At 44.5% G+C, this 18,549-nt stretch carries 20 protein-coding genes and 1 pseudogene; 14 read left to right on the top strand and 7 right to left on the bottom strand.

The features are described from left to right. Positions 1-3 precede the first annotated feature (3 nt). From ntdC to NYE43_RS05725, 3 genes are all read left to right on the top strand, one after another. Positions 4-1,056 (top strand): glucose-6-phosphate 3-dehydrogenase NdtC, encoded by a 1,053-nt coding sequence (gene ntdC, locus NYE43_RS05735; RefSeq protein ID WP_024120829.1) that lies wholly within the window; start codon positions 4-6, stop codon positions 1,054-1,056. A gap of 71 nt (positions 1,057-1,127) precedes the next feature. Beyond that, a complete protein-coding gene (glcP, locus tag NYE43_RS05730; RefSeq protein ID WP_103672334.1) occupies positions 1,128-2,333 on the top strand; it encodes a glucose/mannose transporter GlcP in 1,206 nt (401 codons plus the stop codon). 348 nt (positions 2,334-2,681) lie between these two features. Next, on the top strand, positions 2,682-2,879 hold the full coding sequence (locus tag NYE43_RS05725; RefSeq protein ID WP_032731040.1) for a hypothetical protein: 198 nt from the start codon (positions 2,682-2,684) through the stop codon (positions 2,877-2,879). A 26-nt stretch (positions 2,880-2,905) separates the two neighbouring features. Here the strand turns inward: NYE43_RS05725 and NYE43_RS05720 are convergent, their stop codons facing one another. The 4 genes from NYE43_RS05720 to NYE43_RS05705 form a co-directional block, all read right to left on the bottom strand. Next, positions 2,906-3,433, bottom strand: coding sequence for a MarR family transcriptional regulator (locus tag NYE43_RS05720; protein ID WP_339236489.1), 528 nt, complete (start codon positions 3,431-3,433; stop codon positions 2,906-2,908). A 77-nt stretch (positions 3,434-3,510) separates the two neighbouring features. Next, positions 3,511-5,010, bottom strand: coding sequence for a monooxygenase (locus NYE43_RS05715; protein ID WP_339236486.1), 1,500 nt, complete (start codon positions 5,008-5,010; stop codon positions 3,511-3,513). A 197-nt stretch (positions 5,011-5,207) separates the two neighbouring features. After that, positions 5,208-5,708, bottom strand: a complete 501-nt coding sequence (gene lepB / locus NYE43_RS05710) for a signal peptidase I (RefSeq protein ID WP_024120824.1) — start codon at positions 5,706-5,708, stop codon at positions 5,208-5,210. A gap of 1 nt (position 5,709) precedes the next feature. Next, positions 5,710-6,330: a TVP38/TMEM64 family protein gene (locus NYE43_RS05705; protein WP_024120823.1), complete on the bottom strand. Its 621-nt coding sequence runs from the start codon at positions 6,328-6,330 to the stop codon at positions 5,710-5,712. A 155-nt stretch (positions 6,331-6,485) separates the two neighbouring features. Between NYE43_RS05705 and NYE43_RS05700 the strand changes: the two genes are divergently transcribed. The 3 genes from NYE43_RS05700 to NYE43_RS05690 all read left to right on the top strand — a co-directional run bounded on the left by NYE43_RS05700 (position 6,486) and on the right by NYE43_RS05690 (position 8,740). Then, positions 6,486-6,848, top strand: coding sequence for a hypothetical protein (locus tag NYE43_RS05700; RefSeq protein WP_024120822.1), 363 nt, complete (start codon positions 6,486-6,488; stop codon positions 6,846-6,848). Between the two features lie 225 nt (positions 6,849-7,073). Beyond that, a complete protein-coding gene (locus NYE43_RS05695) occupies positions 7,074-7,274 on the top strand; it encodes a DUF3311 domain-containing protein (protein WP_010333642.1) in 201 nt (66 codons plus the stop codon). Next, positions 7,271-8,740 carry a sodium:solute symporter family protein gene (locus tag NYE43_RS05690; protein ID WP_024120821.1) on the top strand — a complete coding sequence of 490 codons (1,470 nt, stop codon included), beginning with the start codon at positions 7,271-7,273 and terminating at the stop codon, positions 8,738-8,740. Before NYE43_RS05695 ends, NYE43_RS05690 begins: the two co-directional genes overlap by 4 nt. Before the next feature lie 40 nt (positions 8,741-8,780). Here the strand turns inward: NYE43_RS05690 and NYE43_RS05685 are convergent, their stop codons facing one another. Beyond that, positions 8,781-9,050: an excalibur calcium-binding domain-containing protein gene (locus tag NYE43_RS05685; protein WP_010333640.1), complete on the bottom strand. Its 270-nt coding sequence runs from the start codon at positions 9,048-9,050 to the stop codon at positions 8,781-8,783. A gap of 202 nt (positions 9,051-9,252) precedes the next feature. Here NYE43_RS05685 and NYE43_RS05680 point away from each other — a divergent pair, with 202 nt between their 5' ends. Next, on the top strand, positions 9,253-10,152 hold the full coding sequence (locus NYE43_RS05680) for an SDR family oxidoreductase (RefSeq protein ID WP_101863809.1): 900 nt from the start codon (positions 9,253-9,255) through the stop codon (positions 10,150-10,152). A gap of 45 nt (positions 10,153-10,197) precedes the next feature. On the opposite strand, the gene comK is transcribed toward NYE43_RS05680, so the two are convergent. Next, positions 10,198-10,776 (bottom strand): competence transcription factor ComK, encoded by a 579-nt coding sequence (gene comK / locus NYE43_RS05675; RefSeq protein ID WP_024120818.1) that lies wholly within the window; start codon positions 10,774-10,776, stop codon positions 10,198-10,200. Positions 10,777-11,068: 292 nt separating this feature from the next. On the opposite strand from comK, the gene NYE43_RS05670 reads away from it, so the two are divergent. Then, positions 11,069-11,302, top strand: a complete 234-nt coding sequence (locus NYE43_RS05670; RefSeq protein WP_010333637.1) for an IDEAL domain-containing protein — start codon at positions 11,069-11,071, stop codon at positions 11,300-11,302. A gap of 28 nt (positions 11,303-11,330) precedes the next feature. Here the strand turns inward: NYE43_RS05670 and NYE43_RS05665 are convergent, their stop codons facing one another. Beyond that, positions 11,331-12,188 (bottom strand): SDR family oxidoreductase, encoded by an 858-nt coding sequence (locus NYE43_RS05665; RefSeq protein ID WP_339236479.1) that lies wholly within the window; start codon positions 12,186-12,188, stop codon positions 11,331-11,333. A gap of 111 nt (positions 12,189-12,299) precedes the next feature. On the opposite strand from NYE43_RS05665, the gene NYE43_RS05660 reads away from it, so the two are divergent. The 6 genes and pseudogenes from NYE43_RS05660 to NYE43_RS05640 all read left to right on the top strand — a co-directional run bounded on the left by NYE43_RS05660 (position 12,300) and on the right by NYE43_RS05640 (position 18,497). Beyond that, complete coding sequence (locus tag NYE43_RS05660) at positions 12,300-13,829, top strand: FAD-dependent oxidoreductase (protein ID WP_341061227.1); 1,530 nt, start codon at positions 12,300-12,302, stop codon at positions 13,827-13,829. A gap of 257 nt (positions 13,830-14,086) precedes the next feature. Next, positions 14,087-14,464, top strand: a pseudogene (locus tag NYE43_RS21715) (protoglobin domain-containing protein); the annotation flags it as partial. Positions 14,465-14,752: 288 nt separating this feature from the next. Next, positions 14,753-15,268 (top strand): methyl-accepting chemotaxis protein, encoded by a 516-nt coding sequence (locus NYE43_RS21710; RefSeq protein WP_369810943.1) that lies wholly within the window; start codon positions 14,753-14,755, stop codon positions 15,266-15,268. A gap of 134 nt (positions 15,269-15,402) precedes the next feature. Then, positions 15,403-15,960 carry a biotin transporter BioY gene (locus tag NYE43_RS05650; RefSeq protein ID WP_341061225.1) on the top strand — a complete coding sequence of 186 codons (558 nt, stop codon included), beginning with the start codon at positions 15,403-15,405 and terminating at the stop codon, positions 15,958-15,960. Between the two features lie 6 nt (positions 15,961-15,966). Then, positions 15,967-17,406 carry an acyl-CoA synthetase gene (locus NYE43_RS05645; RefSeq protein ID WP_341061223.1) on the top strand — a complete coding sequence of 480 codons (1,440 nt, stop codon included), beginning with the start codon at positions 15,967-15,969 and terminating at the stop codon, positions 17,404-17,406. Continuing rightward, entirely contained in the window at positions 17,403-18,497 is a 1,095-nt protein-coding gene (locus NYE43_RS05640; protein WP_341061222.1) for an acetyl-CoA C-acyltransferase, read from the top strand. Before NYE43_RS05645 ends, NYE43_RS05640 begins: the two co-directional genes overlap by 4 nt. The last annotated feature ends 52 nt before the right edge of the window (positions 18,498-18,549 follow it).

Genomic DNA, 18,549 nt, shown 5'->3' with positions numbered 1-18,549 from the left:
AGTATGAAGAAGATTGGTATCATAGGTGCAGGTGGTATTGCAAGAGCGCACGCAACTGCTTTATCTACAATTAAAAATGCAGAGTTAGTAGGGGTGTATGACATAAATCAACAAAATGCGGAAAGCTTTGTTAAAACTTTCGGTGGGAAGACATATGAAAATGTAGATGAACTAATTGATGTCTCAGAAGGTTTAATTGTAGCATCTCCAAACTTTTGCCATAAAGAACATGCTTTGCAAGCATTAGCAAAACATAAGCATGTATTGTGTGAAAAGCCTATGGCTATTTCTCTTGAAGAAGCAAGCATTATGAAAGATACTGCTGAAAGGTTAGACGTAAGAGCTAGTATGGGATTTAATTATAGATATTTGTCTTACGTAAATATCTTAAAAAGCTTAATTATCAATAATGAACTAGGTAACATACTGTCCATAAAAGTACACTTCAAGAAAAATAGTGCACTTAGACGTAAGAAGTTTACTTGGAGAGATGACGCTAATAGTAAGAAGACCAGCGGGTCATTGGGGGATCTGGGTATTCACCTTATCGACATGGTATGGTATTTGTTCGAGAGTGATTTCATCACAGAATCAGTAAGGGCAAAGATGAACACAAATGTAAAAACAAAAGAGGATAAACAGGTACTTGTAGATGACTATGCAGAAATTTATGGTCAACTGAAGAACAAGGTATTTGTAAATATCATCACATCAAAATGTTCTGTACCTGAAGACTGCGGTTTTAGCATTGAGGTAGTTGGACACAAAAAAGAGTTTAAATACCACACAGGCAATCCTCACGTTTACAAGCTCATAGATGGCTTGAACGTGGTAGACTGCCCAGTGCCGCAAAGTCTCTTAAACGATCCGCCAAACGAATTTTATGGTTGGGCTGATTCTTTTAGAAGCGAGTTAATCAATTGGATTTCATCAACTCAGAAAGATTGGGTTGAGATCCCTTCTTTTAACGATGGTTTTAGATCTCAGGAAGTATTAGAAATGTTCTTTGAGAAAGATAGCAACTCTCAAACAATGTCTGTTTTAGCAGTCAACTAGTATTTCGAAGAGATAAGTTACTGAAAAAGCAGGAATTTATTTTCCTGCTTTTTCATATAGGGGTGTAATGAATGTTAAGAGGGACATATTTATTTGGATATGCTTTCTTTTTCACAGTGGGTATTATCCATATATCAACAGGAAGTTTGACACCATTTCTTTTAGAGTCTTTTAACAAGACAACAGATGATATTTCGATCATCATTTTCTTTCAGTTTACCGGATTCCTAAGCGGAGTATTAATCGCACCGTTAATGATTAAGAAATACAGTCACTTTAGGACACTTACTTTAGCTTTGACAATTATGCTTGTAGCGTTAAGTATCTTTTTTCTCACTAAGGATTGGTATTATATTGTTGTAATGGCTTTTCTCTTAGGATATGGAGCAGGTACATTAGAAACGACAGTTGGTTCCTTTGTTATTGCTAATTTCGAAAGTAATGCAGAAAAAATGAGTAAGCTGGAAGTCCTCTTTGGATTAGGCGCTTTAACTTTCCCATTATTAATTAATTCCTTCATCAATATCAATAACTGGTTTTTACCGTATTACTGCATATTCACCTTTTTGTTCGTCCTATTAGCAGGGTGGTTAATTTTCTTATCCAAGAACCGAAAGTACGCTAAGAATGCTAACCAGCAAGTGGCCTTGCCAAATGTAGGAGCATTTCAATACTTTATAGGAGATAGAAAAAAATCAAAGCAATTAGGCTTTTTTGTATTTTTTGCTTTTCTATATGCTGGTATCGAAACAAATTTCGCCAACTTTTTACCTTCAATTATGATAAACCAAGACAATGAACAAATCAGTCTTATCAGTGTCTCCTTTTTCTGGGTAGGGATCATCATAGGAAGAATACTGATTGGTTTCGTAAGCAGAAGGCTTGATTTTTCTAAGTACCTCCTATTTAGTTGCAGTTGTTTAATAGTTTTGTTGATCGCCTTCTCTTATATAAATAACCCAATACTTCAATTGGGTGGCACATTTTTGATTGGTCTAAGTATAGCGGGCATATTTCCCATTGCTTTAACACTAGCATCAATCATTATTCAAAAGTACGTTGACGAAGTTACAAGTTTATTTATTGCTTCGGCAAGTTTCGGTGGAGCGATAATCTCTTTCTTAATTGGATGGAGTTTAAATCATGATACGATCTTATTAACCATGGGAATATTTACAACGATGGCGGTAATTCTAGTAGGTATTTCTGTAAAGATTAGGAGAACTAAAACAGAAGACCCTATTTCACTTGAAAGCAAAGCTTCAAAAACACAGTAAAAAAATTAAAGATACTAATAGGCGTATCGTAAGTAAGAAGAGGACTTAATGTCCTCTTTTTTATCAGGAGAAAACAGTGTTTTAGCAAGGGAGATAGTAGATGATAGAAGTGATTATGATTCTGTACCTGTCCGAGATACGTTCAGGTAACAAGCAAAGGTATTTACAGAATTGTTTTATGATACATCCATAAATCAAGGTATACTAGACTGTTGCTCCCCATCAAAAATAATTCCTAAATTTCCTCAGCATATTCTGAGGAAGCATCAAAAGCCAAAGATCGAATTTTGAGATTAACCGAAGATGCATGTAAACTAAAGGAGAAATCATAAAATTAATAGGGGCGTTATGATGAAAAAGATTTTTAAAGGGAGTTTGCTGCGCGACAACCCCGAGAAAGCAATGCACTTATATTATGGAATATGTTTAGGAATCTGGCTGATTTATAATTTGGTGACATCCAGTTCCCCTGGACTGCCGCTTATCATTTTAGCCGGAGGAAATCTGATTTACCTTACAATCTTGAAAAAGAAAGAAGAAACGTAAAAAACACCCACCTCAGTGCGTGTTTTTTATTTAAAAACGTTGTGAAACCCCTCTTCCATTTCTTCTGAGGACGGATACCATTTCGTCGCCAGATCCCGGAACAGCCTTTCCGCAAACAGAATCTCTTCCTCTGTATAACGGTCAAAAAAGGAAAGAAAACGCTGCTCAACCTTTTGATGATAGTATTGATGCAAGTTGTGCAGCTTCTTCCCTGCCGGCGTCAAACGGAAGTAGACCTCCTTCTTATTATCGCTGAGCTGTGTTCTGTGAAGGAAGCCGGCGCCAAGCAATTTTGTGCTGATGCGTGACACCGTCGCTTTCGTCGTATTCATTTTGTCGGCAATCGAAGTGACATTGATCGGCTCATGCTCCCCCACACAGGAAAGAACATGAATTTCTGTCATCGTTAATTGAGATTTTTGTCCGTGCTCCTGATCCAGCTTCTTCATTTCATCAGCCAAAAAGACTTTTATGAGCCCCTCCCATTTCTCCTGCTGATGAATGAGTTCCGTATATAATTCAAAAAGTGATCGCTTAGTATGTTCTGTATCCATACGGCTCTTCCATCCTTTATTAATCAATTGTTTCTTATATCATAACGTTTTGTTACAGATGAAACAATCGATTTGTGTTACACACGGCTGGCAATCGGCAGCCAGCGCCTGATACCTGTTTGAATCACTTCTGCCGCATCTGGCCCTGCGGCATCGACTGCCCAGGCGGCATGGCCATCAGGCCGAACCAATACAGTATGCACGTCTCTCCACTCTTCACGAGGTTCTGCAAGAGAAGCACACACTGTGTGCAAGCCTTTAAATGGGATGTGGTCATTATCAGCTCCTTGTTTCAGTGACAGCAAAACGTATGACCCATTATGCAGGCAGTTATAGAGGCGTTCCATACTGCCATCAGAAAGCCGCAGTTCCACATCCGGAAGTCTTTTGCCGTTCAACCGATGCGGCGGCATGTTTTGGTCAGCTTCATACCCGACATCGATTGCAGAAATTTGGCCCGCTATAAAGCGATTCACATCGGAAAAAGCAAGCATATCGGACACCATGCTTCGCAAATGGAGACCGGCCTTCGTGAAATCCATCAGCCGCGTCTGCGCCTCTGTGTTCCGAAGAAGATCTTCCGCCACCGGATGCCGCTCTGCGTGATAGCTGTCCAAAAGCCATGAAGGTGCAGAGCCGCCGACAGCCGCCGCAAGCTTCCATCCAAGGTTCATGGCATCCTGAAGACCGACATTCAGCCCTTGGCCGCCAGCAGGAAAATGAATATGTGCTGCATCGCCCGCAAGAAAGAGTCTGCCGCTCCGATACTCCTTCGCTTGACGGGAGGCATTCCCGAATCGGGACATCCACGTAGGCTCGTTTAAGCCAAAATCAGTTCCGCATATCCGGATGAGATCTGTTTTCAGCTCCTCTTCTGTGACAGGAGCATCTTTCGGCGTCTGCGTGCGGTAAGGGCTGATCAACACAACGCGGTACCGGTCAGGAGAAAGCGGAACAATCATGACTCCTCCCTCTGTCGTACAAAGCGACAAAACTCCTGATGGCGGCGGAGAAAGAAGCTTCACATCACCAAGAGCTGCGGTGACGGTGCTGTCTGTTCCAGGAAACGCAATTCCCGCCTGTTTCCTAACGACGCTCCCTGCTCCGTCAGCGCCAACGGCAAACAGGCTGCTCAGCGTCCGCACAATGCCTTCCCGATCCTTGAAAACGGTTTGCACTGCCTCTTCGTTTTGCGTTACCGTTAGCACCTCTGCCCCCCGTAACACCTCTGCCCCCAGGCTTCGCGCACGTTCCTCAAGCAGCTGTTCAGTCTCGGTCTGCGGAAGCAATAGCGTATAAGGACAGCTCGTATCCAGACTGGAAAAATCAAGACGGGTATCGAGCATTGAAAAATGGCCGGAAGATATCTTTTTCCCACGAGACGCAAAACGCTCAAGCAGCCCTCTCATTTCAAAAAGCTCAAGCGTGCGGGGGTGCAGCGTCAACGCCTTCGAATACGGCACTGGCTGTTCAAGCCGCTCAAGCACGCATGTTTTTACCCCTGCCAATGCCAGCTCAGAAGCCAGCATCAATCCAACCGGTCCGCCTCCGATAATAACTGTTTTGTAATCCATCATGAGATCACTCCTTTTGTTTTATCAGCAACTAAACAAAAACCCTAAGAAAAAAGAAATAAGTGTTAATAAATATTTCATTTTGTTACACACGTAACAAAAATAATTATATCGGGTGACAAATGATCTCGCAACATATTTTTCCAACCAGCACAAAAAAGACGCCTTTCAAATGGCGCCTTTTTCTCAGTGTACAGTTCCTAATCCGAAATGACTCCGACAATGTCTTTTTCCCTGATCGGACCGAAATGCCGGCTGTCAAAGCTATATATGCGATTATCTCCGATTACAAAATATTGCCCCTTCGATAACGTCTTTTTCCCTGTCGTTTCTTTCAGTGAAAAATCTCCCGTTACATGGCTTCCGGCAGATACAGATTTCAATGGTTTCAAAAATGGTTCAGCCACCTGTTTTCCGTTCACATACAGCTGATCGTCATTATATTTGATCGATTCACCGGGCAATCCAATGACTCGCTTTATCAGCACTTTTTGATCAGGGCCTTTAAACAAAACAATATCAAAACGATGGATGGTTTTGAATCGATGTGAAAATTTATTGACCAACAGTTCGTTCCCTTCCTGAAAAGTCGGGTTCATGCTGATGCCTTCTACTTTGTAATCAATAAAGACGGCATTTTTGACTTGAATGGCGAGAACTACGGACACGACACCGGCAAGAAACCAAAACCGTTTTTTCATGTTACTGTCTCCCTCCATCATGCTCACGCTGGCTGGCTCTCACATGCAGATGCCGTTCCACCCTTTTGCCGACATACCATAAGACAGCAATCACCAGAACGGCAATCACCGTGCGAATCGGCTGTGTGATCAGCGCGTGAAGATCATATCCGATGAAGCTGATCATAAAAATCATGACGAGCTTTCCCGAAGCTGCCGCCAAAACAAACGGCCGCGTCCCGATCCTTGACAAACCGGCGACCACATTCACCGCGGCAGACGGTGTAAATGGAAAACAAAGCAGCAGAAACATCGGGCCAAAACCGTGTCTTTCCACCCATAACATAAGCTTTCTGACAGACGGATGCCTGCGGATGAATCCAAGAGCCCTTCTTTGTCCATAATGACGGACAATGAAAAACACGAGAATGGACCCCGCTGTTGATCCGGCCCATGACAGGATGAAGCCTTCCCACAATCCAAACGAATTTGTATTCGCCACTACAAAAACGATAAGCGGCAAAAACGGAAGAAATGCTTCAACTAAAGGCAGCAGCACAGCAATAAGCGGACCGAAAGCCCTATAGCTTTGAAATAATTCAGTTAAACGATCCTCTGTCAAATAGGATAAAAATTGCTCCAACGTTTATACTCCTCACCGGGTTTGTCTATCCTTATTCTACACATTCTCGGCGAAAAACTAAAAAGTTTTGGTGATTTTTTCTGTCTTGAAACATTTCACCAGCCGATATAGAATATAACAAGAACAAACGTTCCCTTAAGAAAGAAGGAGTTACCATGCCGCATTTGCAGCCGGAAGGATATGAATTGATAGAGCGGGCTCTCTTTTTGCCTATGGTCATTACCATTTTAAACCGCGATCTCGGCGGAATTGAGAAAAGCTCATTAAAATTGAAACACCCTTATATACAACTTATCAACGAATCATTAAAAATAGCACAAAAGGATCTGATTGAGGTCAGAAAAGAGCTGAGGAAAAGAAAAATCGCCATCCACGAGGCTGAGCGTGATGAAGCCTTTACGCTTTATTTATTTGTCATCGATGGCTACGAAGAAAAACACCGCTATTTTAACCCGCGAATCCGGGAGCAAGTAAGCAGTTTGTTAACATACTATTTATTTTCGCCGGACTCGCCATGAGTCTTTCGAATCATTCTGTATTCCCCTCCTTGCGCCCGTCCCCTCTTCTAGCTCCTCAAGAATAAATTTCTGACAATTCGCACTATACAAACAAAATAAATTTATTTATAATTCGTACCACAGCCTTTCACTCCCCAAAAAATGACATGTGCCGCCAAATTAGCGACATGATTTGCAGCCTGCACATGACACGCACCGCCCAACTTTTGATCAAAGGAGGATTTTATGAAACTGATTCACATTCTTGCCGCTTTGCCCTTCATCGGACTTTTGCTTGGCATCCCTTTTGCAAACAAAGTGACACCCTATCTGTTTGGCATGCCATTCATTCTCGCCTATGTCGTCATGTGGGCTTTGCTGACCTCTGTCCTGATGGCGATCGTGTATGTCCTCGACAAAGAAAATAAAAGGGAGGAAGCAGAATGAACGCAGCTCTCATCATCATTTTTGGTGTCCTGCTATTCAGCATGTTTCTCGGTGTACGCGCCCAAAAAGGAAAAGACATGGACCTTGAGCAGTGGACGGTTGGAGGCCGCGGCTTCGGTACTGTTTTTGTTTTCCTATTGATGGCAGGAGAGATTTATACGACGTTTACGTTTCTCGGCGGAAGCGGCTGGGCTTACGGAAAAGGCGGGCCTGCCTTTTACATCATCGCCTACGGCTGTCTGGCCTATATTCTTTCTTATTGGCTCCTGCCGGCGGTATGGTCCTATGCGAAACAGCATAAGCTGATGTCGCAGTCCGATTTTTTCATCAAAAAGTACAACAGCCCGCTGCTTGGCGTGCTCGTCTCACTTGTCGGCATTGCCGCGCTTATTCCTTATCTTGTGCTGCAGCTGAAAGGGCTTGGATTGATTGTATCGGAAACGTCTTACGGAAAAATTTCTCCTACTGCTGCCATTTGGATCGGCGTCATTTCAATCACAGTTTACGTTATGGTATCCGGCATCCACGGGTCCGCCTGGATATCCGTTGTCAAAGACATCATGATTTTGGCCGTCGTTTTATTCTTAGGCATATATCTGCCGATTCATTACTACGGCGGATTTCAAGACATGTTTCAGCAGATTGAAAACGCAAATCCCGGTTTTATTACCCTGCCCGAAACAGGGCAAAGTGCTGCATGGTTCAGTTCAACCGTGCTGCTGACGGCGCTGGGCTTTTACATGTGGCCCCATACGTTTTCCGCTTCCTATTCAGCAGAAAACCCAAAAGTCTTTCGAAAAAACGCCATTATTATGCCTTTATACCAGCTGGTCCTTCTATTCGTCCTTTTCGTCGGCTTTGCGGCTATCCTGCAAGTTCCCGGTCTGAAAGGCGCAGACGCGGATTTATCACTTTTGAGACTGTCTCTTCAAACCTTTGATCCTTGGTTTGTCGGAATCATCGGTGCAGCCGGACTGCTGACAGCGCTTGTGCCGGGTTCCATGATTTTAATGTCGGCCTCCACTTTGTTTGCCAAAAATGTTTATCAAGTGTTTGCTCCCCGCACGACGGAACAGCAGGTGTCATTATTAGCTAAATGTTTAGTGCCTGTGATTGCGCTGATTGCTGTGTACTTTACATTCAAAGGCGGGAACACAATCGTTACGCTTCTCCTTATGGGATACAGCCTCGTCACACAGCTATTTCCGGCCCTGCTGTTCAGCCTGTTCAAGCATAAGATCGTGACCAAACAAGGAGCCTTTGCCGGCATTATAACGGGAGTCGGAGCGGTTTCTTATATTACGGTTACGGAAACAACAATCGGCACTTTATTTCCGGCGCTGCCGCAAGCGGCGAAAGACTTAAACGTCGGCATTGTCGCTTTGCTGCTGAATGTTACGGTCATGATAGCGGTAAGTCTCGTGACAAGAAAAACGAAAAGCACAGCTGCTGATCAAGCCGCTTAAACAAGAAAAAAGCAATCTGGACAACAGATTGCTTTTTTGTTTAGCGTTCGCAGGCGATAAAATCTTTATCACGGTCGCTCTTTTTATTGGCATCATAAAGCGCCTTAGATACGTAAGGCTTGTACTTCGTTTTTCCGCCTTTATTTTTCACCTTGGACGTACGGGCTACCCCGCCTTTGTACACTTTGTTTAATTCCTTGCAGTTCTTATACGTCTTTACCTTCGTTTTGGCTTCCGCCACATGGTCAGCTCCGTATGAAAAACCGAAAACGAGACCGAGTGACAGCAAAAGCGCCGCGGCTTTTTTCATGACAATATACTCCCCCATACCCAATATTTAGTTGTTTTATAGCGATTTTATCATAATTCAATTCGTCATATTTTACAAGATAAATATGGAAGGAGCGGCAGTTTCTTTGTCTTGCAGAGATGCAAACTGCCAAAACATGTTTTTCTCACTTTGCTCAAGGGTACACATACGAATGTACACCACACAAAAAGGAGCGTTGATGATGTCTGATACAAAACGAAACAATCCTTTAACAGCATTTTTTCACGATGAATTTCCTGAACAATACCAAGAACCGCCCGGTCTGCAGCAAAAAATGAAGCCGGTTCCGGACTGCGGAGAAAAAAGCTATAAAGGAGCTGGCAAACTAAATGGCCGAAAAGCTCTTGTCACCGGCGGTGATTCCGGTATTGGCCGCGCTGCCGCCATCGCTTATGCGCGGGAAGGCGCCGATGTGGCAATTAACTATTTGCCCGCGGAACAGCCTGATGCAAAAGAAGTAAAAGAACTGATTGAAGCAGAAGGACGCAAGGCAGTCCTGATTCCAGGTGATCTGAGTGACGAATCGTTTTGTCACGATTTAGTCAAACAAGCGCATAACGAACTCGGCGGGCTGGATGTGTTAGCGCTCGTTGCCGGTAAACAGCAAGCAGTGCAAAACATCGAAGACCTTCCTACTGAACAAATCTATAAAACGTTTGAAGTGAACGTCTTCTCGCTATATTGGGTTGTTAAAGCGGCGCTACCGTATTTGCCGGAGGGCGCGTCTATTATTACCACAACTTCAGTTGAAGGCTACAACCCAAGCCCGATGCTGTTAGATTATGCGGCGACGAAAAACGCCATTATCGGCTTTACCGTTGCGCTCGGAAAACAGCTGGCGCCCAAAGGCATCAGAGTGAACTCTGTTGCGCCAGGACCAATCTGGACTCCGCTGCAAATTTCCGGCGGACAGCCAACTGAAAACATTCCGAAATTCGGCAAAGGGACGCCGCCGTCACCATTAAACCGCGCGGGACAGCCGGTGGAACTGGCAGATGTTTATGTATTCTTAGCTTCAGAGAATTCAAGCTATGTGACATCTCAAATATACGGCATCACTGGCGGAATTCCGACGGCCTAGCGTTTTAGAAGGAGCTGCCCTATTTGGTCAGCTCCTTTCTATTTTCTAATACCGCTCCCCGAGCTCACGCAAAATAAAATCATAAATCATCTTCGTCCGCTCTTCCTTCGGGTACAGCATAAATTCCTGCCGTTTCGGGACACGGTGTTCGATTCTGTCCTGAAATTTGGTTCTGAGCCAGGCTGTCCGGTATACCTGATTCTCGAACGAATTGCAGGAGACCGGCAGTTCCATCGTTTTTCCGTTTGAAAACGTCACTTCCGTATCGTCGAATTCAGTCGGTTTGAATTCTTTTACATGCACATGGGAAATCCAGCCGCATTGGGGTCTAGTCGAAGAAAGTGTAGGGAATAAAAAGATTTGGTTCGAAGGGTCCACCATGATTGGCGGTTTGTGAGAAATTTTTGTCACTTCATAAGTTCCCGCTTTTCTTCCCGCGTAGCTTGATCCGAAAAATCGGCAGCTTCGGTCGACAATTTGCAGCGGCTTCATGCTGACGTAAAACATACAGTCTTTTTCAATGATTTTTGAACAGATTTTGCCGTCGATTTCTTCTGGCAAAACGGCAATTGTTGCGCTGTTTACTTCATACGATTCTAATGGTGCGTCAGTTTTCTGACTCATGTTATGGCCTCCATCCTTTTTCTGCAAAATTTATACTAATAATCTATCATCTGTGTTTATAAAACGACAGGATTTTTTAACAAATGAACTAAAATCATCTTTTATTTATATTTTTTAGTTCTATTTTACTAGTAATAAACCGATTTTACTTTACTGCATGATTTCAGATCACAGCATTTCGCAGGATATGTCGATAGATTGCCAAGTATTAGTTGTCTAAAGATTATAAAAATTTATTGATTTTTTCGACCGTTATCCATATACTATAAAAAAGGCATTGGGGGGATTCTTTATGAAAGAGAAAAAGTCGTACACTGAGCTCATGAAGTCCCGCAACACGCAAAAAACAAAAGAATTTGATGTAACAATGATGGATATTTACATTCAAATGGTGCTCGATGAATCCTTGTTTAAGCGTCGGTTGACCATGCTGACTGACCAAATCAACAAAGCCTTGGACGAAAAAGATAAAGATGCGTTTCTTACGCTCTCTAAAGAATATGCAGCGCTCAAACAGAGCGAATAAGCCAATCCTTAAGGATTGGCTTTTTTAATTACCCATTTACAATCGTTCCCCCGTTGACATGAATGGTCTGGCCGGTGACGTAAGTGGAATCATCGCTGGCAAGATATAAATAGCTCGGCGCCACTTCCACCGGCTGGCCCGGCCGTTCCATCGGCACATCCGAACCAAACACTTCCACATCTTTTGCAGCAAAGCTAGCCGGAATGAGCGGTGTCCAGATTGGCCCCGGCGCAACCGCATTGACACGAATGCCTTGCTGGACAAGCGATTGGGAAAGGGATCTTGTAAAAGTGACAATGGCTCCTTTCGTCGCTGAATAATCGATCAGTGTTTTATTGCCTTTGTACGCGGTGATCGATGCTGTATTGATAATACTGCTTCCTTTTTTCAAATGAGGCAGCACAGCCTTCGTTAAATAAAACATAGAGAAAATGTTCGTCTGGAAGGTTCTGATCAGCTGGTGGCTAGTGATTTTTTCAATGCTCGGCTGCACATGCTGCTCAGCGGCATTATTAACCAAAATATCTATGGTTGGAAAAGCCTGGCTGGCCTGTCTTACCACTTCATTACATAAGGCTTCATCTCCGACATCTCCTGCAATCAGCAGGCACTTCACCCCTTCTTTCTCTACATACTCCTTTGTTTCTTCGGCGTCCTGATGTTCATTAAAATACACAATGACCACATTCGCCCCTTCTTTTGCGAATAACACCGATACAGCGCGTCCGATCCCGCTGTCTCCGCCTGTAATAATGGCCGTTTTGCCCGCTAGTTTTTTTGCCTTCTTCGGCTTATCAAATACCGGACGGGGATCCATCAGATATTCGAATCCCGGCTGCTGGTCCTGATGCTGCGGCGGCAATGTTTTCTTTTTCTCATTCGCCAATGCAATCACTCCTTTTCAACCCTATTATGGTATGAACAAAGCCTGCTTCCTATGTATGAAAAGATAGAAAATGGAAAAATTAAGAATAAATGATATTGGAGGTACAATGGTTTGGCTAATCAACCTTTTTCAAAAGAAGCTCCCGAAACATATTGGAAAACATCGGCGGACTTGCCTTCTTTTCCGGCGCTGCAAGAAGATACGGAATGTGATGTCACCATTATTGGAGGAGGCATTACAGGAATCACGACGGCCTATGAGCTGTCCAAAAGAGGCTTCCGTGTCATTCTGATTGAAGCGAATCAGGTTCTCAATGGCACAACGGCCCACACAACGGCAAAAATTACAGCGCAGCACGACATGATTTATGATGAATTAATCCGCAATTTCGGACTGAACCACGCAAGGCTTTATTATGAAGCGAACCAGAATGCAATTGATTATATAAAAGGAATTGTTGATGAACTTCAGATCGATTGCGAATGGGCCGAACAAGACGCTTACCTTTACACAACAAGTGAAGATGCTGTACAAAAAATCCGCACTGAGCATGAGGCATACACAAAACTCGGGATTGAAAGGGATCTCTTAAAAGATCTTCCGCTTCCCGTCGGCTCTAAGCTGGCGCTCGTGATGAAGAATCAGGCCCAATTTCACCCGCTTCACTTTTTAACCGGGCTCCTTGATCAGATCGTGCAAAAGGGCGGACGGATTTATGAAGAGACTGTTGCGCTTGATATTAAAAAAGGAGAAATGCCTGAAGTTGTTACAAAAAGCCGGCACGCCATTAAAAGCCGATTTATCGTATGCTGCTCCCATTTCCCTTTTTATGACGGAGGCGGGTTATATGCAGCAAGAATGTATTCTGATAGATCCTATGTCCTCGCCGTCAAGCCGAAAATCGACTATCCTGAGGGCATGTATTTAAGTATAGACCAGCCGTCAGTTGCCCTTCGCTACACCATTGTGAACGGAGAAAAGCTGATTCTCTTCAGCGGAGTAAGCCATAAAACAGGCCAAGGCAAAGACATGTCGACCCATTACGAAACGCTGAGACAATTGGCAGAAAGCACAATTGGAATCGAAAGCATTCCCTATTACTGGTCCACACAGGATCTCGTGACAATCGATAAAATCCCATTCATCGGGCCTATGTCTGAAAACGAAGACAATATTCTCGTTGCGACCGGCTTCAAAAAATGGGGCATGACATCAGCAGCTGTCGCAGCTCAGCTTTTGTCAGACCTTGTGGAGAAAAAAGACAATCCATATGAGAGTATTTTTACACCGTCTCGTTTCCATCTGAATCCCGGCTTGCAAAAGGTGATTTCTTACAATGCAGATGTGGCTAAGCATTTCATTAAAGGGAAGCTTGAAAAACCGGACGTCGAGTTTGAAGAGATCGCGCCAGGTGAAGGAAAAGCCGTCACCATTAACGGCAGACGCGCGGGGGCATTCAGAGATGAAACGGGCTGCCTGCATCTTGTTGATACAACCTGCACCCATTTAGGCTGTGAAGTGGAATGGAACGATGGAGAGCACACATGGGATTGTCCGTGCCATGGATCACGCTTTAAACCAACTGGCGAGGTAGTTGAAGGACCGGCCATCAAACCACTAAAACGAATTGACCTTGATTAAACCGTTCATATAACTGAACGGTTTTTTTATAAATATTTTCTATCTGCCGTCTTCATTCGTGCTTCCCTTGACCGATAAAAAAGAAAAAGGCTTAAAAAGCCAAAAGATAAAATTATATTTTCCCAAGGGGGATCACTGTATTGTTATTTAAAAAAGATAGAAAAAAAGAAACGGCTTATTTTTCAGATTCAAACGACCAGCAAAAAAACCGCATTCAGCTCACAAACAAGTTCTCAGATGTGAAAAAACAGCTCAAAATGGTCAGACTGGGAGATCCAGAGCTGCACGTGCTGCAGGAGCTACAGCCCTTAATCCAACAAAACATTGTTTACATCGTTGACGCTTTCTATAAAAATCTTGATCATGAAAGCTCATTAATGGATATCATTAACGACCACAGCTCAGTTGACCGCTTAAAACAAACGTTAAAACGGCATATTCAAGAAATGTTTGCCGGTGTCATTGATGATGAATTTATTGAAAAACGAAATAAAATTGCTTCTATCCATTTACGAATCGGCCTTCTGCCAAAATGGTACATGGGGGCGTTTCAGGAATTGCTTCTATCAATGATTGACATTTATGAAAAATCAATTACAGATCACCAGGAACTGCTGAAAGCAATCAAAGCAACAACTAAAATCTTGAACTTAGAACAGCAGCTTGTCCTTGAAGCGTTTCAGAATGAGTACAACCAAACCCGCGATGAACAAGAAGAAAGGAAAAATCTTCTGCATCAGAGAATCCAAGAAACCTCCGGGTCGATCGCAAATTTGTTCTCAGAAACAAGCCGATCCGTTCAAGAGCTTGTTGACAAATCTGAAGGCATTTCCGAAGCATCCAAAGCCGGCACAGTGACATCCAGCACCGTTGAAGAAAAGTCGATCGGCGGGAAAAAAGAGCTTGAAATCCAGCAAAAACAGATGAACCAGATCGATACGAGCCTCGTCCAAATCGAAAAAGAAATGGTCAAGCTGGATGAAATCGCACAGCAAATTGAAAAAATCTTCGGCATCGTCACAGGCATCGCCGAACAAACGAATCTTCTGTCGCTAAACGCATCTATTGAATCAGCCCGTGCAGGCGAACACGGCAAAGGCTTTGCCGTTGTGGCCAATGAAGTGCGAAAGCTGTCTGAAGATACGAAAAAAACCGTTTCTACAGTGTCCGAGCTTGTGAACAACACCAATACACAAATCAACATCGTGTCGAAGCATATTAAAGACGTGAACGGACTTGTCAGCGAAAGCAAAGAAAAAATGACACAAATTAACCGTTTATTCGATGAAATCGTTCACAGCATGAAAGTCAGCAAAGAACAATCAGGAAAAATTGACGTCGATCTGCAGGCTTTTCTCGGAGGGCTCCAGGAGGTCAGCCGCGCCGTTTCTCATGTGGCTGCTTCTGTTGATTCGCTTGTCATTCTTACAGAAGAATAATCATCAAAAACCGGCCGACCGCAGGGCCGGTTTTTTTGCGCCCGTTTGTAAACCCTAATTAAAATTAAGTTGACATAAAAGCTGTCTGCATTTATTGTATAACCATATTTTATTCGTTAGCTGGAGGATTTTATATGAAATTACTAAACATGATGCACATTGCAATCTTTACTGCACTGATGGCAGTGCTTGGTTTTATCCCCCCTCTTTTCTTATCCTTTACACCTGTCCCCATTACACTGCAGACGCTCGGTGTCATGCTGGCCGGCAGCATTCTCAGACCCAAAGCCGCTTTTTTAAGCCAGCTTGTCTTTTTGCTGCTCGTCGCCTTTGGAGCGCCGCTATTGCCCGGCGGCCGCGGCGGGTTTGGCGTTTTTTTCGGACCGAGCGCGGGTTTTCTGATTGCTTATCCGTTCGCCTCGTGGCTGATCAGCCTAGCTGTTCACAGACTGCGTAAGGTGACAGTGTTCCGTCTCTTTTTCATTCATATTGTATTCGGCATCGCCTTTATTTACCTGCTTGGCATTCCTGTACAAGCTTTTATCATGCATATTGATCTGTTACAGGCCAGTTTTATAAGTCTTTCATTTGTGCCCGGCGATTTATTAAAAGCGGCAGCATCTGCGCTGCTTGCCATTAAGATCACCCAAGCCTTGTCTCTTTCTGATACGATGTATACAAAAGGAGGCTGACATTCTGTGACCATTACACATACATATCTATCCTTTGCCAATAAAAATCCAAGCCGGATTGCGATCCAGACTGAATCTGAACATATTACATATCGGGATTGGAACCGGCTCGTCACCCAAACTGCCAATTGGCTGCGGGCGCAGCCAAACGTTCCAAAACGTGTAGCCATCCTGCTCCCAAACAGCCTTGCATTTTTACAGCTGTTTGCCGGAGCTGCCGCGGCCGGATGTACGGCGGTTCCTATTGATACACGCTGGAGTGCGGCTGAATGCGGTGAGCGGCTGGCATTAAGCGGTGCTGATTTTGTGGTGGCTTCATCTCTTTTTAAGAACAAACTGACAGATTGTCTGACACCCGTAGTTTGGCTGGAAGACTGTATGGCGCATATCTCAGAGGCATCCGCTGCCCCGGCCCCAGCCGTTGATCCGGAGCTTCCCTTTTATATGGGCTTTACATCAGGCTCAACAGGCAAGCCGAAAGCATTTACGCGCTCTCATCGCTCTTGGATTGAAAGCTTTCATTGTACAAATACTGATTTTTTGGTCTCTTCAAATGACAAAGTTCTGATTCAGGGAACATTACTGTCCTCTCACTTTTTATACGGTGCTGTCAGCACTCTGTATCTCGGGGGTACCGTTTGTTTGCTTAAAAAATTCATTCCCGCTCAAACGAAGGAGTGGTTAACACAGAAATCCATCAGCGTACTCTATACCGTACCGACAATGACAGATGCCCTCGCCAACATTCACGCTTTCCCTGACAGCTCCGTTAAAATCATTTCTTCGGGAGCGGACTGGCCGGCAGCATCCAAGGAGAAGCTTGCATCAAAATGGCCTCATTTGAAGCTGTACGATTTTTACGGCACATCTGAGCTTAGCTTTGTTGCGTATCTCTCACCAGAAGACAGCAAACGAAAACCTCATTCAGCGGGCCGCCCTTTTCATAATGTCCGCATAGAGATCCGCAGCGCCGCCGGGGACATCTGTCAGCCGGGGGAAATCGGGAAAATATTCGTCAAAAGCCCGATGAAGTTCTCAGGCTATGTAAACAGCCGCACACCAGATCAATCGGAATGGATGACAGTAGATGACATGGGCTATGTTGATGCAGAGGGATTTCTGTACATAGCAGGACGGGAAAACGGGATGATCGTATATGGCGGATTAAATATTTTCCCTGAAGAAATTGAGCGCGTGCTTCTCTCCTGCCCAGAGGTTGAAAAAGCAGCTGTGGCAGGCATTCCGGACGAGTATTGGGGAGAAATCGCCGCGGCCGTCATTTGCGGGAATACAGACGCCAAAAAGCTGAAAGCCTGGTGCAAGCAGAAACTGGCATCCTACAAAATCCCGAAAAAATGGGTATTTACAGACAGTATGCCGGAAACAAGCAGCGGCAAAATTGCCCGTTCGAACGTAAAAAAATGGCTGCGGGGTATGGTGAATTGAACGCGGTTATTGCAGATGCAAAACGAACGATTTTCGGAAAAGAAAACGGACTGCTGAAGCAGTTTCTGCCGGAGGATTTGGCCGCTCCTCTCATCAGCTGTCTCGGCCGAAAGTTAGAGGATCAAATTGACGAGGTGATTTTGGGAAACGCCACTGGCAGAGGCGGCAACCTCGCCCGTCTGTCAGCACTTCAAGCTGGACTTCCTTTATCTGTTCCCGGCATGACGATTGATAGACAATGCGGCTCCGGGCTTGAAGCAGTGCGTTCCGCATGCAATCTTATCAAAGCGGGTGCCGGAAACATTTATATCGCAGGCGGCGCAGAAAGCAGCAGCCGATCGCCTTTTTCAGAAAGAGCCCGCTTTTCGCCGGACACTGTTGGTGATCCCGATATGGGCATGGCGGCCGAATATACAGCAGCACGCTATGCCATCCCAAGAAACATGCAGGACGAATACGCGCTTCTCAGCTTTCAACGCAGCTGGAGTGCTCATACCGAAGGATTGTACCGTGAAGAGATTGTTCCTCTCGGGGAGTTGGAAACAGACGAAGCTTTTCTGAAAAGACGGCCGATGGAAGCGATCATTTCTCGTGCAAAGCCGGTGTTTGACACCAGCTCCGGAACGGTTACAGCCGCCAATAGCAGCGGCATTTCAGATGGAGCGGCTGCACTCCTTGTCATGGAAGAGAAAAAAGCTGCATCCCTCGGCTATAAACCTGTGCTGCGCTTTATCGGAAGCGCCGTTAGCGGCACTCATCCCAACTATCCGTCCGCCGCGCCGGTTGAAGCGATCAAAAAGCTTTTAGCTGCAAACGCGTTGACAAGTGACGATATCGGTTTATACGAAATCAACGAAGCCTTTGCCGTTAAAATATGTGTCTGCTCACAAGAACTTGGCATTCCCTATACGAAGATCAATGTGCGGGGCGGCGCGTTAGCTCTCGGCCATCCTTACGGCGCTTCCGGGGCGGCACTGGTCACCAGATTGTTTTATGAAGCGCAGAGACGGACAGGCTGTCAATATGCTGTCGCCGCCATCGGAAGCGGCGGCGGAATCGGCTTGGCTTTATTATTTGAGGTTTTGGCATAGGCTTTTTCATAGGATGCATGCCTCTGATTTAGTATAATAGCGATAAGATCAA

Origin of the sequence: Bacillus sp. FSL R5-0434, from assembly GCF_038004745.1 — a bacterium.
Lineage (GTDB): Bacteria > Bacillota > Bacilli > Bacillales > Bacillaceae > Bacillus > Bacillus halotolerans.
The sequence above is the reverse complement of the archived record's forward strand: the minus strand, read 5'-3'. Positions and strand labels throughout refer to the sequence as shown.

Bases quoted from the DNA above. Each gene is read 5' to 3' on its own strand.
- ntdC (WP_024120829.1), top strand. From the start codon at position 4: ATGAAGAAGATTGGTATCATAGGTGCAGGTGGTATTGCAAGAGCGCAC.
- glcP (WP_103672334.1), top strand. From the start codon at position 1,128: ATGTTAAGAGGGACATATTTATTTGGATATGCTTTCTTTTTCACAGTG.
- NYE43_RS05725 (WP_032731040.1), top strand. From the start codon at position 2,682: ATGATGAAAAAGATTTTTAAAGGGAGTTTGCTGCGCGACAACCCCGAG.
- NYE43_RS05720 (WP_339236489.1), bottom strand. From the start codon at position 3,433: ATGGATACAGAACATACTAAGCGATCACTTTTTGAATTATATACGGAA.
- NYE43_RS05715 (WP_339236486.1), bottom strand. From the start codon at position 5,010: ATGATGGATTACAAAACAGTTATTATCGGAGGCGGACCGGTTGGATTG.
- lepB (WP_024120824.1), bottom strand. From the start codon at position 5,708: ATGAAAAAACGGTTTTGGTTTCTTGCCGGTGTCGTGTCCGTAGTTCTC.
- NYE43_RS05700 (WP_024120822.1), top strand. From the start codon at position 6,486: ATGCCGCATTTGCAGCCGGAAGGATATGAATTGATAGAGCGGGCTCTC.
- NYE43_RS05695 (WP_010333642.1), top strand. From the start codon at position 7,074: ATGAAACTGATTCACATTCTTGCCGCTTTGCCCTTCATCGGACTTTTG.
- NYE43_RS05690 (WP_024120821.1), top strand. From the start codon at position 7,271: ATGAACGCAGCTCTCATCATCATTTTTGGTGTCCTGCTATTCAGCATG.
- NYE43_RS05685 (WP_010333640.1), bottom strand. From the start codon at position 9,050: ATGAAAAAAGCCGCGGCGCTTTTGCTGTCACTCGGTCTCGTTTTCGGT.
- NYE43_RS05680 (WP_101863809.1), top strand. From the start codon at position 9,253: ATGTCTGATACAAAACGAAACAATCCTTTAACAGCATTTTTTCACGAT.
- comK (WP_024120818.1), bottom strand. From the start codon at position 10,776: ATGAGTCAGAAAACTGACGCACCATTAGAATCGTATGAAGTAAACAGC.
- NYE43_RS05670 (WP_010333637.1), top strand. From the start codon at position 11,069: ATGAAAGAGAAAAAGTCGTACACTGAGCTCATGAAGTCCCGCAACACG.
- NYE43_RS21710 (WP_369810943.1), top strand. From the start codon at position 14,753: ATGAACCAGATCGATACGAGCCTCGTCCAAATCGAAAAAGAAATGGTC.
- NYE43_RS05650 (WP_341061225.1), top strand. From the start codon at position 15,403: ATGAAATTACTAAACATGATGCACATTGCAATCTTTACTGCACTGATG.